At 64.4% G+C, this 12671-nt stretch carries 14 protein-coding genes; 1 reads left to right on the top strand and 13 read right to left on the bottom strand.

Features of this window, described 5'->3' with window-relative positions; genetic code table 11:
• Positions 1–111: 111 nt before the first annotated feature.
• From mazG to larC, 3 genes are all read right to left on the bottom strand, one after another.
• Positions 112–972, bottom strand: a complete 861-nt coding sequence (mazG, locus tag ACQRC0_RS05665; RefSeq protein WP_427728493.1) for a nucleoside triphosphate pyrophosphohydrolase — start codon at positions 970–972, stop codon at positions 112–114.
• A gap of 2 nt (positions 973–974) precedes the next feature.
• Positions 975–1523 carry a phosphodiesterase gene (gene yfcE, locus ACQRC0_RS05660; protein ID WP_427728491.1) on the bottom strand — a complete coding sequence of 183 codons (549 nt, stop codon included), beginning with the start codon at positions 1521–1523 and terminating at the stop codon, positions 975–977.
• A gap of 68 nt (positions 1524–1591) precedes the next feature.
• On the bottom strand, positions 1592–2068 hold the full coding sequence (gene larC / locus ACQRC0_RS05655) for a nickel insertion protein (RefSeq protein WP_427728489.1): 477 nt from the start codon (positions 2066–2068) through the stop codon (positions 1592–1594).
• A gap of 338 nt (positions 2069–2406) precedes the next feature.
• Between larC and ACQRC0_RS05650 the strand changes: the two genes are divergently transcribed.
• Positions 2407–3318 carry a PHP domain-containing protein gene (locus ACQRC0_RS05650; protein WP_427728486.1) on the top strand — a complete coding sequence of 304 codons (912 nt, stop codon included), beginning with the start codon at positions 2407–2409 and terminating at the stop codon, positions 3316–3318.
• A gap of 110 nt (positions 3319–3428) precedes the next feature.
• Here ACQRC0_RS05650 and hisE read toward each other — a convergent pair whose 3' ends face one another.
• The 10 genes from hisE to ACQRC0_RS05600 form a co-directional block, all read right to left on the bottom strand.
• Entirely contained in the window at positions 3429–3746 is a 318-nt protein-coding gene (hisE, locus tag ACQRC0_RS05645; RefSeq protein ID WP_006235893.1) for a phosphoribosyl-ATP diphosphatase, read from the bottom strand.
• Positions 3747–3792: 46 nt separating this feature from the next.
• Positions 3793–4122 (bottom strand): phosphoribosyl-AMP cyclohydrolase, encoded by a 330-nt coding sequence (gene hisI / locus ACQRC0_RS05640; RefSeq protein WP_427728483.1) that lies wholly within the window; start codon positions 4120–4122, stop codon positions 3793–3795.
• Positions 4123–4264: 142 nt separating this feature from the next.
• Positions 4265–5047, bottom strand: a complete 783-nt coding sequence (hisF, locus tag ACQRC0_RS05635) for an imidazole glycerol phosphate synthase subunit HisF (protein WP_427728482.1) — start codon at positions 5045–5047, stop codon at positions 4265–4267.
• Between the two features lie 3 nt (positions 5048–5050).
• Positions 5051–5794 (bottom strand): HisA/HisF-related TIM barrel protein, encoded by a 744-nt coding sequence (locus tag ACQRC0_RS05630; RefSeq protein WP_427728480.1) that lies wholly within the window; start codon positions 5792–5794, stop codon positions 5051–5053.
• Positions 5791–6492 (bottom strand): imidazole glycerol phosphate synthase subunit HisH, encoded by a 702-nt coding sequence (locus ACQRC0_RS05625; protein WP_427728478.1) that lies wholly within the window; start codon positions 6490–6492, stop codon positions 5791–5793. Before ACQRC0_RS05625 ends, ACQRC0_RS05630 begins: the two co-directional genes overlap by 4 nt.
• Positions 6493–6629: 137 nt before the next feature.
• Entirely contained in the window at positions 6630–7217 is a 588-nt protein-coding gene (gene hisB / locus ACQRC0_RS05620; protein ID WP_427728476.1) for an imidazoleglycerol-phosphate dehydratase HisB, read from the bottom strand.
• On the bottom strand, positions 7218–8333 hold the full coding sequence (gene hisC, locus ACQRC0_RS05615; protein WP_427728474.1) for a histidinol-phosphate transaminase: 1116 nt from the start codon (positions 8331–8333) through the stop codon (positions 7218–7220). It lies immediately after the preceding gene.
• A 1-nt stretch (position 8334) separates the two neighbouring features.
• Positions 8335–9771 (bottom strand): histidinol dehydrogenase, encoded by a 1437-nt coding sequence (gene hisD, locus ACQRC0_RS05610; protein WP_152067999.1) that lies wholly within the window; start codon positions 9769–9771, stop codon positions 8335–8337.
• A gap of 105 nt (positions 9772–9876) precedes the next feature.
• Positions 9877–11592, bottom strand: coding sequence for an ATP phosphoribosyltransferase (hisG, locus tag ACQRC0_RS05605; protein ID WP_427728471.1), 1716 nt, complete (start codon positions 11590–11592; stop codon positions 9877–9879).
• 169 nt (positions 11593–11761) lie between these two features.
• Positions 11762–12598: a sugar phosphate isomerase/epimerase family protein gene (locus ACQRC0_RS05600; protein WP_195444739.1), complete on the bottom strand. Its 837-nt coding sequence runs from the start codon at positions 12596–12598 to the stop codon at positions 11762–11764.
• Positions 12599–12671: the final 73 nt, after the last annotated feature.

The following is a 12671-nucleotide window of genomic DNA, read 5'->3' as shown; positions in this document are numbered from 1 at the left end:
GCGGACCAGCCGGACGAGCCGTAGGACAAATCCATTACTCGAGCGCGCGTGGTCGCCAACGGGCAAGTCGACGGGGCGCCGCCCTTACGCCCCGCCGACCAACACCGTGTCCTACTCCTCTGCCTTTGCGGCATCCCACAGGTCGTTGAGCCCGTGGGTCGAAAGCTCGGCAAGATCAACATGGGCATCGGCCGCCATCTGCTCCATCGCGGCCCAACGGCGGCGGAACTTGGCCGTGCTCGCGCGCAGGGCGCTCTCGGCGTCGATACCCTCTTTGCGCGCAACGTTGACCAGGGCAAAGAGCAGGTCGCCAAACTCCATCTCGCGCTCGGGCGAGCCGGGTTCCTCGGCCTCAAACTCGGCACGTTCCTCGGCGACCTCGTCCCACACGTCCTGGACCGTATCCCACTCAAAGCCCACGGCAGCCGCCTTGCGCGACACCTTCTGAGCCTGCATCAGCGCCGGCAGATGCGTGGGCACGCCGTCGAGCAGGCCCTCGGGCGCAGCATCGCCCGCCGCCACGGCCTGGTCCTTGGCGGCCTTCTCGGCAAGTTTGACCTCGTCCCAAATCTTGAGCACCTCGTCGGAGCTGCCGGCATCCACATCGCCAAATACGTGCGGATGGCGGCGAATGAGCTTGGCGTCGATATCGCGCGCCACGTCGGCCAGCGTAAACTCGCCGGCGTCCGCCGCGATCTGCGCATGCAGCACGACCTGCATGAGCACATCGCCCAGCTCCTCGCGAAGATGGGCCGCGTCATCCGCCTCGATGCAGTCGAGCGCCTCGTAGGCCTCCTCGATCATGTTCTTGCCAATGCTCTGGTGCGTCTGCTCGCGGTCCCACGGGCAGCCGTCGGGCTGACGCAGGCGCCAGATAGTCTGTACCAGATGTTGTAACTCGGCCGATGCATCGACCAGCGTGGACAGGTCGCGCGAACCTTCGGCATTTTGCTGAGCCATGTGCTCGGCCATGGTTAGTCCTCCTCCATGATCACATGGCGGAACGCGCCGCCCTCGTAGATACCATAGCTGTGCGTGCCGTCCTTGGGGATGCTCACGCTGCCGGGATTGAAGAGCCACAGACCCGGGTGCGCGGTGCTTTCCTCGTTGACCTTGACGTGCGTGTGGCCGTAGACGAGCGCGGAGCCCTCGGGCAGCGCGGGCGCGTGGTCGACGCTGTTGTGCATGCCGGCGCCAAAGACGTGGCCGTGCGTCAGGAACAGCTCGCGGCCGACCTCGTCGAACAGTGCGGAGTAGTCGGCCATGACGGGAAAGTCGAGAACCATCTGGTCGACCTCGGCGTCGCAGTTGCCGCGCACCGCGATAATGCGGTCGGCCAGGGCGTTGAGCAGCGGAATCACGCGCTTGGGAGCGTAGTCGCGCGGCAGGTCGTTGCGCGGACCATGATAAAGCAGGTCGCCCAGCAGGACGATGCGGTCGGGCTGCTCGGCTTCGATGGCGGCGCAGAGGCGCTCGGTCCAATATGCCGAGCCGTGGATGTCAGAAGCGATGAGGTATTTCATGGAGGTCCTTTCGGGGTGGGGTTGACGTGGCCGGGCGCGGAATGTCGCCACCAGCCGCGTTATTCAAATCACAGTGCCGCGCTCTGGGCCGCCTGCATCACGCGTTGGAGCGGCACATTGTGCTCACGGGCAAGGCGGGCGCAGTCTTCGTACTCGGGCGCCGCACGCTCACTGCCGTCGGGCAAGGTGGCCACCTTGACGGACACCTCGCCCCACGGCGTCGTTACGCGCTCAAAGTAGCGCGGCAGGCAAACGCGCTCCATAACCTGGCGGCGAATGCCATTGGTCGTGGTTTCCAAAAAGATGATCGTCTGCAGGCGCTCGATATCCTCGTGGGTGCAGATTACCTGCAACTGCCAGCCAGGACGGCCTTTCTTGCAATAGAGGGGCAGCCAGTGCACCTCGCGCGCGCCGGCCTCGCGCAGGCGGTCGGCGGCGTAGGCGAGCACCTCGGGCGACGCGTCGTCGATGTCGCACTCCAGCTTGACGATGGTTTCGGGCGCATCGGTCTCGCGGGACAGCGGAGATGTAGTTCCACGTTGCATACGGTCCGGCTCCTTTCCGCACGGGCTCGTTTTATTCACCCAAACGCTAGCACATCGCGAGCGGCGCAAGTGTGGCGGCGCGCGATGAGCGCGATTTTCCTTGTCTGCAAGAACCGACACTCCACCGCCTCGGCCAAACATGTACATCAGCCTCCAAACATGTCATTTTTTGTCGGTTTTGGAGGCTGAGGTACATGATTCGAAGCAAGGCCGATGTCGCGAGCCCGCCCTTATGCGCCGCCCGTCCTTTCCAGTCGATTTCGGCCCCCGGCGCGTACATCGCACTGGGGGCCGCGCCGTTACAATGGAGCAGATTCGCTTGACGTAAAGGAGCCGCCATGCCTGCTTGCCCGCTGGTCGATTGCCATACTCACACCTCGTTTTCGGACGGACACGCCTCGTTTGAAGACAACGTCCGCGCCGCTGCTGCGGCCGGTTGCCGCACCATGGTCTCGACCGATCACCTTACCCTGCCTGCCAGCATGGATGCCACCTGCGAGGTGCAGGTTGTCGAGGGCGACCTGCCGGCGCATCGTCTGGCTTTTGAGGATGCCCGCAAGCTTGCCGCGCAGATTGCGCCGGAGCTCGAGCTTGTCTATGGCTTTGAGTGCGATTGGTACGAAGGCTGCGAGCCTTTGGTTGAGCGCTGGTCCCGGGGCGCCGTCGTACGCCTGGGCAGCGTGCATTGGATTGGTAACCCGGGCAATATCATGGCAGGCGCTGCGGGCACGACGGGGACAGAGGGCGTCGCGCGCCCCGATACGCCCGACTCACGCTGCGGCTGGATCGACGACGACACCAACCTGCACGTTTGGGAAAACTTAGGTGTGCGCGGCGTGTGGGAGCGCTACGTCGATGAATGGTGCCGCGCCTGCGAAAGCTCGCTCAACTTTGATGTGATGGCTCACCCCGACCTGGTCATGCGCTTTTCGAAGGAAGGCTTTGCGCCCGATTTTGACCCCGCACCGTTTTGGCAGCAGATGGCCGAGTGTGCGCACGATACGGGCCGCCGCGTTGAGGTCTCGACCGCCGCACCGCGCAAGGGGCTCGACGACTACTATCCCGCGACCGGCCTTTTGCGCTGCTTTGCCCATGCTGAGGCGCCCATTACCTTTGGCTCGGATGCGCACCGCGCCTGTGATATTTGCTGGAATATCCGCGAGGCCCAAGCCCATGCCTACGACTGCGGCTACCGAACCTTCGACATGCCCCACCCCACCGGCGAATGGGAGTCCACACCCCTCGCCTAGCCATCCCTTCATAAGTTGCGGTGAAATAGCTCCTATTTATAGCCCTAAGACCGTCAAACAAGAACTATTCCACCGCAACTTCTATGGTCATCGGGGACGTTCTTTAACGACTAGTGGCGGCGGGCGTTGAGTTCGCCGGCCAGCTCGTCGAGGGTAATGCCGTAGCGCTCAAGCGTCACGAGCAGGTGGTAGACCAGGTCACCAGCCTCGTAGCGAATGTGATCATGGTCGTTATCCTTGCAGGCCATGATCACCTCGCTCGCCTCCTCGGCAAGCTTCTTGAGCAGCTCATCCTCCACATCGGTCAGCAGTCGAGCGGTATAGCTTTCCTGCGGCGACGCATCGCGACGACCGTGAATCACCTCGGCCAGCCCCGTTAGCGTCTCGCCGATATTTCCATCCTGAACGTTTGCGGTACGCACACCCATGGTTCAATCCTTTCTGGTCGGCCAAGCGCCTGGTCGAGCGCCCGCCCTACGCGAGTTTCTTAAAGAAGCAGGTACGGTTGCCGGTATGGCAGGCCGGACCCGGCGAGTCGACCTTGACCAGCAGCGTATCGCTATCGCAGTCGGCCCAGAGTTCGCGAACCTCCTGCATGTTGCCGCTCGTCGCGCCCTTGTTCCAGAGCTCCTGGCGACTGCGGCTCCAAAACCACGTGGTGCCGGTCTCGAGCGTCAGCCCCACCGACTCCTCGTTCATCCAGGCAACCATGAGCACCTCGCCGGTGTCATACTGCTGAACCACACAAGGAATCAGCCCGCGGGCGTCGTACGCAAGCTTTGAAGGATCGGTTATCTCTTCCATTTCTCTCCCCAAATTCAAACTTCGCAGGTCGGCGAGGGTTGTCCAGGTGCCCGAGATTCCGAGCGACAAGCCCGACGACGCGTACTTAAGTACGCGAGGAGGGTTGGAGCCGGAAGGTCGGGTGCCTGGGCAAGCCGCAGCGCTAGAAGTCCAACCTGACAGGGATGCCTTGAGAGGCCATATACTCCTTCACCTGGCGAATGCTGAAGGTTCCAAAGTGAAAGACGCTCGCCGCCAGCACGGCGTCGGCCTCGCCCTCGATCACGCCCACGGCAAAATGCTCGAGCGTGCCCACGCCGCCGCTCGCGATGACGGGGATTGGCACCGCGCGGGCCACGGCGCGGGTGAGCGCCAAATCAAAGCCGGCCTTGGTGCCGTCGCGGTCCATGCTGGTGAGCAAGATCTCGCCGGCGCCGCGACGAGCCGCCTCCTCGGCCCACGCCACCGCGTCGATGCCCGTGGCGTTGCGACCGCCCGCCGTGAAGACTTCCCACTTGTCGGCACCGGATGCGCCGGGCAGGCCCACACGCTTGGCATCAATCGCCACGACCACGGCCTGGCTGCCAAACGCCGCGGCAGCCTGGCTAATCAGCGACGGATCGCGCACGGCCGCCGAGTTGAGCGACACCTTGTCGGCACCGGCGGCAACCATGGTGCGCATGCCCGCCAGGTCGCGAAAGCCGCCGCCCACGGTATAGGGAATGGCGAGCTCCTCGGCCGCGTGCGCTGCCATCTCGATGGTCGTCGCGCGGTTGTCGCTCGTCGCGGTAATGTCCAGGAAGACGACCTCGTCTGCACCCTCGCGGTCGTAGGCACGGGCCAGTTCCACCGGATCGCCCGCATCGCGCAAGCTCACAAAGTTAACTCCCTTGACCACGCGGCCGTCCTTGACGTCCAGACAGGGAATTACGCGCTTGGTAAGCATGGGCTACTCCTCCCCTCGGGCGGCGGCCAACGCCTGGGCCAGCGTAAAGTTGCCCTCGTAGAGCGCACGGCCGGTAATGGCGCCTTCAATCGCGCCCTCACCCACCGCGGCCAGTGCGCGGATGTCGTCGAGCGTCGAGATGCCGCCCGAAGCCACGACGGGAAAGCCCGCGACCTCGGCCACATGGCGATACGCCGCCACATCGATACCCGTCTGCATGCCATCGCGCGCGATGTCGGTATACACCAGATGCTTAAAGCCCAGCTCGGAAAGCTGCGCCACGGCATCGTCGAGCGCCACACCTGCGCCGTCGCGCCAGCCGTTCACCTTGACCTGACCGTCGCGCGCGGCGATGTCTGCCACCAGCAACTCGCCAAAGCCTTGGGCTGCCACTTCGGCAAAACCCGGCTCGGTCACCAGCACGGTGCCCAGCGCGATACGGCATGCGCCGTAGCCTGCCAACTCGTCGATGCGCGCAAGCGAGCGGACGCCGCCGCCCACGTCCACGGACAGACCGTCGACGCCGCAGATGGCCTTAATCGCCGCCGAGTTGGCAGCGCGTGCGCCCTCGTCCTCGCCAAAGGCAGCGGACAGGTCGACGACGTGCACCCAGCTCGCGCCCTGTTCGGCAAACGAGCGGGCAACGGCCACGGGATCGTCGGAATATACCTTGCAGCGGCTGCGGTCACCGCGCTCCAGGCGCACGACCTTGCCGCCGATCAGATCGATTGCGGGAAACAGGATCATCGGCCAACCTCCTCGACGATGCTCACAAAGTTCTTAAGGATGCGCTGACCCAGCGCGGAGGATTTCTCGGGATGGAACTGGCAGCCCCACACGTTGCCATGGCGCACGATGCACGGGAAGCTCCGCGTATAGTGTGTGCACGCCAGCACATCGGCGGCATCGGCGTCGTCAGCCACCGCGTAGCTGTGGGTGAAGTACATGTTGGCACCCTCGGCAAAACCGGCAAGCAGCGGATCGGCCGCACCGGCGGGCGTCATGTGCACCTGGTCCCAGCCCACGTGCGGCACCTTCAGGCGGCTCGACTCCAAGCGCGTGCACGAACCGCGCATAATGCCCAGGCCATCGACCCAGGGACCGCCAGCCTGCTCGGGGGCGCTGCCGTCGGCGACCGCGCCCTCGTCCGCAGGCACGCCCTCGTTGCCGCGCTCAAAAAATAGCTGAAGGCCCAGGCAGATGCCGAGCAGCGGAGTTCCGGCGGCAACGGCGTCGAGCACCGCGTCCGCCTCGCCGCTCTGGCGCATAAAGGCGATCGCGTCATAGAACGCACCCACGCCCGGGATGACCAGGCCGTCGGCGCGGCGGATCTGCTCCGGATCGTCCGACGTGCAGGCGGCGGCACCGGCGCGCACAAGCCCGCGCACGACGCTCGACAAGTTGCCCTTGTGGTAGTCGACCACCACGATCTTCGGTTCGCCCACGCGACCCTCCTTTTTCCCATTCAAAACCTGCCAAAAAGGGACAGGTTTATTTTGGTCGGTTAAACGTTCACCCACCGTATGAGACAGCATTTCCGCAGATAAAACCTGCCAAAATAAACCTGTCCCTTTTTGGCAGGTTACAGCGAGCCCTTGGTGCTGGGGATGCCCTGCACGCGGGGATCGAGCTCGCAGGCGTGGCGCATCGTGCGGCCCACGGCCTTAAAGGCGGCCTCGATAATGTGATGCGAGTTGCCGCCTGCGAGCTCGCGCACGTGCAGCGTGAGCTTGGCATCGCGCGCAAAGGCATAGAAGAACTCGACGGCCAGCTCGGTATCGAAGCTGCCCACACGTTCGGTCGGCACGGGCAGCTCGCAGTAGGCCTGGCCGCGACCCGAAATGTCCACGGCGGCCATCACGAGCGTCTCGTCCATGGCAATCGCCGCGTCTGCAAAGCGCGTAATACCCGCCTTGTCGCCCAGCGCTTGGCAAAACGCCTCACCCAGCACAATGCCCGTGTCCTCGACGGTATGGTGCGCGTCGACCTCCACGTCGCCTACTGCATGCACCGTCAAATCAAACAGGCCATGGCGGCCAAAGGCGTTGAGCATGTGGTCGAAAAACGGCACGCCGGTCGAGATATCGCACGCGCCGCATCCGTCCAGGTCGAGTTTGACAACAATATCGGTCTCCCCCGTCTTGCGGACCACCTCGGCATAACGGCTCATCTACATCTCCTCCTTCACCAGCGCGGCAAACGCAGCCAGCACCTCATCGTTTTCCTGCGGGGTGCCCACGGTAATGCGCAGACAGTCCGCAAGCCCCGGCGCGTAGCTAAAGTCGCGCACCAAAATCGAATACTCGTCGCGCAGGCGCTCACGCACGCGCGTAGCATGCGGCGTGCGCACGAGCACAAAGTTCGCCGCACTCGGCCATGCCTCCACGGGCAGACCCCCGGCAGCCATTGCGCGCAGGGCACACAGTTCGCGCTCGCGCTCGGATGCGACCTGTGCCACCACGGGCGCATACGCATCGCGGGCGCGCACGCAGGCAAGCGCCGCCGCCTGGCTCAGCACGTTGACCGAATAGATCTGGCGAATCGCCGCAAACACGTCGATGACCTCGGGCGCCGCAATCACATAGCCCAGACGCGTGCCGGCGGCGCCAAACGCCTTGGACAGCGTATGCAGGATCACCAGGTTGGGATGCTCGGCGATAAGTCCCTGCGCTGTGGTGGCCGCGCCAAACGAATCATCGGCAAACTCCACGTAGGCCTCGTCGACCATCACCACGCCGGGGCACGCATCGCACAGGGCCGCGACAAAGTCGAGCGGTGCCACGTCGCCCGTGGGGTTATTGGGCGAGGTCACGATTGCCAGGTTGCACTCGGGCGCCGCCGCGAGCACGGCAGCCTGGTCGAGCTCAAAGGTCGCGGGGTCTCGCCACACGTCGCGCACCTCGGTCTGGCAGAGCGACGCAAAGAACGCATACTCGCTAAAACACGGCGGGCAGTTGAGCAGGGTCCGCCCCGCGCCGCCAAACGCCAGCAGGTAGTTATAGAGCAGCTCGTCGCCGCCGTTGCCCACGCAGATATTCTCGCGCGCCACGCCATGCCAAGCGGCAAGCTCGTCGCGCAGGTCGTTCGACATGGGATCGGGGTAGCGGTTGAGCGGCGTGGCAGCCAGGGCGGCGTCGACCGCCTCGCGCACGCCAGCCGGCACAGGATAGGTGTTCTCGTTGGCCGAAAGGTTGATGCGCGTGGGCGTAAAGTTGGGATTGTAGGGCTCAATGCCAGCCAAGTAGGGCTGGACGAGCTCCTTCATGCGAGACGTCAGCTCGGCCATATTAGGCCTCCTCGCCGGTCGCGCCAGCGCCATCCGCGCTTGCTGCCGCTAGGTCCACACCCTCGGCGACCGTCGCCACGGCGTCGCCCGGCCAGGCGACCTTGGTCAGGTCGGCCGCGGCCAGAGACTCAGCACTCACGGCACCCTCGCCCTGCTCCAGCACACGGCGACGCAGTGCGGCGGAAAGCGCGTGTGCCCACAGGCCCTCGGCCTCGGCCAGGCGCTGCGTCGCGGGAGCGTCCGAGAGCAGGCCCTCGGGCGTATAGCAAATGACGCTCGAGCGCTTGACGAATTCTTCGACCGAAAGCGGGTTGGAGAACATGGCCGTGCCGCCGGTCGGCAGCGTGTGGTTGGGGCCGGCAACATAATCGCCAAGCGGCTCGGAGCTCCAAGCGCCCACAAAGATGGCGCCGGCGTTGCGAATGCCGCCGAGCAGGCCCATCGCATCCTTGCAGTGCAGCTCCAGGTGCTCGGGCGCCACGGTGTTCACCGCCTCGACGGCAGCAGCCATATCGGCGGCCACCACGATGGTGCCCTCGTTGTCGAGCGAGGCGCGCGTGATCTCGGCGCGCGGGGACTGTGCCACCAGAATGTCGATACCCGCCTCGACCTCGCGCGCAAACTGCTCGTCGCAGGTCACCAGATAGCAGGCTGCTAGCGGATCGTGCTCGGCCTGGGCCATCAGGTCGGCCGCGACCACCATGGGTTTGGCCGTGGCATCGGCCAGCACGCAGACCTCGGAGGGACCGGCGACCATATCGATACCCACGTCGCCCGAGACAATCTGCTTGGCCGCGGCAACAAAGGCGTTGCCCGGACCGGTGATTTTGTCGACGCGCGGAATGGTCTCGGTACCGTATGCCAGCGCGGCCACGGCCTGGGCGCCGCCCACCATATAGATCTCGTCCACGCCGCCAAGCTTTGCCGCCGCGAGCGTGTAGGGACTGATCAGGCCGTCCTTTTGCGGCGGGGTCACCATGACCACGCGCTCAACGCCGGCCACCTTGGCGGGAATGGCATTCATGAGCACCGTGGAGGGATACTGCGCGCGACCGCCCGGCACGTAGATGCCGGCTGCCGCAAGCGGGGTCACCTTAACGCCGAGCATGGTGCCATCTGCACGCGTGGTAAACCAGCTCTGCTCGACCTCGCGCTGGTGGAACTCGCGAATCTGGCGCGCAGCCTTCTCGAGCGCCGCGACAAAGGCCGGATCGAGGCCCTCGAGCGCGGCATCGATCTGCTCTTGCGGCAGACGGAAGCTCTGCAGCTCAACACCATCAAAACGCTGACAGTAGTCGCGCACCGCGGCATCGCCGTTGGCGCGCACGTTGGCCACGATATCGCGGGCGGCGTCGACGATGTTTTGCGGCAGCACGCCCTTACGGTTGAGCTGGTTGGTAACGAGACGCTCACCGGGAGCAAGCTTGATAGTCTTCATATCGGTATCCCCTATCGGTCGAGGTTGTGTTCGAAAAACGAGAGGCCGGGCGGCGGCGCCCATCGGCCCGCAGCCCAGACGTTGGGGCGCCCGTGCGTGCTCGCGCTATTGTGCCGAGCCCGCAACGGGCTCAAAATGCTTGTCCTTAACGGCCGCCGCCAAGCGATCTGCCAGATTGCGTACGCGCGGATCCAAGCGAGCGGCACCCGGGTTGACAAAAAAGCGCGCCGTGCAGTCCATAATGCGGCCGGTGATGACCAAATCGTTGTCGCGCAGCGTGGCACCCGTGGCGGTAATATCCACGATACGGTCGGTCATGCCGACGATGGGGCCCAGCTCGATGTTGCCGTGCAGCGAGACGATATCGGCGTTCACACCGCGCTCGGCATACCAGGCACTCGCGATGCGCGGATACTTGGTTGCCACGCGAAGCGAACCGCGGCGGGCATAGTTGCGCTCGGCCTGGCCGGCGCGCCACGCGGGCTCTGCCTCGATAAAGGTGCACAGGCCGTAGCCCAAATCGACCAGCTGCAGCAGGTTGAGGTCGGCCTCGATGAGCGAATCCCAGCCGCAGATGCCGCAATCGGCGCCACCGCAGCCCACAAAGGCGGGCGCATCGCTGGGTCGCACGATAACAAACTCGATATCGCCAACCGTGCCCTCACCGGCACGCGTGTCGCGACCGCGCACAATCAGGTGACGGCCGGGGTCACGCAACTCAGAGACGTCCAGGCCCGCGGCCTCGAGCACGTCGAGCGTGTCTGCCTTAAGCGAGCCCTTGGGCACGGCAATGCGCAGCGGACCCTCGGCGCCACGGCCCGCGGCGTGATCGCCGTCGGAAGCGGTGTCCTCTGCCGAGGTACGCGCGGCCTCCAGGCGCTCGAGCGAAAAGGCGAAGCCCGCCGCCGGCACCTCGATGCCGTCGCCAAATGCACCGGTAAAGATGGAGTCGTAGCGTCCGCCCGAACCGACCGGATCGGGCAAGCCGCCGGCATAGGCCTTAAAGACCAGGCCCGTGTAGTAATCGAAAGAGTTCATGATGGAGAAATCGAACGACAGCACCTGGGCGTCCTCGGGAGCCAAACCCTCGACCAGGGCACGCAGCTCGCGCGTCGGCGGCGCGGCGATACCGGCGGCCTCCAGCAGCGCGTCCACGCGGTCGAGCACCTCGGCACCACCGTGCAGGCGCGGCAGTTCGCTAATGGCGGCCTTGACGGCATCAGACTCGGTGCTGGCAGCCACGCGGGCATCGAGGCCCACAAAGTCGTTGGCATGCACGCAGCGCAGGGCCTCGGCTGCCAGCTCGCGATCCTCGCACGCCGCGAGCAGCTCCTTAAAAGGACGCACGCTACCTGCGATAATACGAGCATCGGGAAGCGCCAGCTTACGCACGGCCTCGGCCACCAGCGAAACAATCTCTACATCGCCCGCGGTATCGCCCGCACCGATAAGCTCAAAGCCCAGCTGCGTAAACTGACGCGAGCCACCGGCATTGCGCTGGCACTCGCGAACCACCGGCGCCTCGTAGCGAAGGCGCAGGGGCAAATCGGCCGCACGCATGCGGGTCGAAACCAGGCGCACGATCGGCAGCGTGTTGTCGGGACGGACCACCAGCAGGCGACCATCATCGTCAAAGAGCTTAAACGGCGTGTCCGCAATGCGGCCGCCCTCCTCGAGTGAGCCCTTGTCCTCGAGCAGTGGCGTCTCGACCGGCAGGTAATGATGCTCCCTAAAGCAGCCCTTCACCGTACATGCGATCTCCTCGCGCGCCTGAGCCTCCTCGGGCAATATGTCCCGGAATCCCCACGGTGTGGCCGTCATCTGGTGAGCCTCCTCATGCTGTGTTTCATATAGAGCAGAAGACCGGCATAGCTCCGCCGGTCTTCTGGGTACTTTAGCATACTAGAGTGTTTGCGGGGAAAATCCGTCGTAGCCGCTCACACCGTATTCATTTGGAAACATAGGGCAGATTGCCGCAACCCAACCCCACCTAGGCGCCAATCGCACGACGATACTCTGCCATTACCTGCGCATCGGCAGCTGCGGGGTCGGCAAAATAGCGCCAGTCATAGGTCTCGGCCGAAACAACTCCGCGATAGCCGCGCGCCACCAGCCTATCCAGGTCGGCGCGCATATCGCGGTCGCCGTCACCCCAGGCAAGATGCGTCGTGCCATCTGCCGCAACATCGACAAAATGCACGTGGGCGACATCATCGCCAAGCAGATCGAAATAATCGTCGATGGTATCCCCCGCCACCGCCATAGCGCCTATATCCAGACACGCCTTAAGTGCCGGATGATCAACCGCCTCGATCATGCGCTTCGTGTCGGCCGCCGAGTTCACGATCATCGACTCAACCGGCTGTAGGGCCTCGAGCACCAGTCGCACGCCGCGCTCTCCCGCATGCTCGGCAATCGCACGCAGCATCGAGGCACTTCGACCCCACGCGTCCTCGATCGGCTCGTTCAAAAATGCCCAGCCGCTCGAGACCATGACCTGCTCGGCTCCAAGTTCCGCCGCGATATCCACAACGTTCTTAAAGTACGCGAGCGTGCGGGCACGTGCCTCATTCCCGCGCGCCGCGATATTCCACGGCTTGGGGTTGTTCTGTTCGGGACAAAGCCCCACAATCCGAATCCCATACCGCTGTGACAGCTCCTGCACCTGCTCGAGCGAATCGTATCCATGGCAATCGACATACAGATGCATCGCCCCGGTCCAAAGCTCGCAACACGTGTAGCCCGAGGCCGCTGCCGAAGAAAAGAATTCCTCAAGGTCAAAATAACGATGGCTGATATTCATGACGGCAAGCTGGGGATAGCTCATAATTACTCTCCAACCCAAGCGAGGCCCCGTTCCATATAGGAGCGAGGCCCGATTACACAAACGTTATTTGCTC

The organism is Collinsella sp. SGI.033 (genome assembly GCF_050315135.1).
Lineage (GTDB): Bacteria > Actinomycetota > Coriobacteriia > Coriobacteriales > Coriobacteriaceae > Collinsella.
Note: the sequence above shows the minus strand (reverse complement) of the source record. Positions and strands in the feature narration are given on the sequence as shown.

Coding starts and splice junctions, on each gene's coding strand:
- mazG (WP_427728493.1), bottom strand. CDS start 972: ATGGCCGAGCACATGGCTCAGCAAAATGCCGAAGGTTCGCGCGACCTG.
- yfcE (WP_427728491.1), bottom strand. CDS start 1,523: ATGAAATACCTCATCGCTTCTGACATCCACGGCTCGGCATATTGGACC.
- ACQRC0_RS05650 (WP_427728486.1), top strand. CDS start 2,407: ATGCCTGCTTGCCCGCTGGTCGATTGCCATACTCACACCTCGTTTTCG.
- hisD (WP_152067999.1), bottom strand. CDS start 9,771: ATGAAGACTATCAAGCTTGCTCCCGGTGAGCGTCTCGTTACCAACCAG.
- hisE (WP_006235893.1), bottom strand. CDS start 3,746: ATGGGTGTGCGTACCGCAAACGTTCAGGATGGAAATATCGGCGAGACG.
- hisI (WP_427728483.1), bottom strand. CDS start 4,122: ATGGAAGAGATAACCGATCCTTCAAAGCTTGCGTACGACGCCCGCGGG.
- larC (WP_427728489.1), bottom strand. CDS start 2,068: ATGCAACGTGGAACTACATCTCCGCTGTCCCGCGAGACCGATGCGCCC.
- ACQRC0_RS05630 (WP_427728480.1), bottom strand. CDS start 5,794: ATGATCCTGTTTCCCGCAATCGATCTGATCGGCGGCAAGGTCGTGCGC.
- hisF (WP_427728482.1), bottom strand. CDS start 5,047: ATGCTTACCAAGCGCGTAATTCCCTGTCTGGACGTCAAGGACGGCCGC.
- hisC (WP_427728474.1), bottom strand. CDS start 8,333: ATGGCCGAGCTGACGTCTCGCATGAAGGAGCTCGTCCAGCCCTACTTG.
- ACQRC0_RS05600 (WP_195444739.1), bottom strand. CDS start 12,598: ATGAGCTATCCCCAGCTTGCCGTCATGAATATCAGCCATCGTTATTTT.
- hisG (WP_427728471.1), bottom strand. CDS start 11,592: ATGACGGCCACACCGTGGGGATTCCGGGACATATTGCCCGAGGAGGCT.
- hisB (WP_427728476.1), bottom strand. CDS start 7,217: ATGAGCCGTTATGCCGAGGTGGTCCGCAAGACGGGGGAGACCGATATT.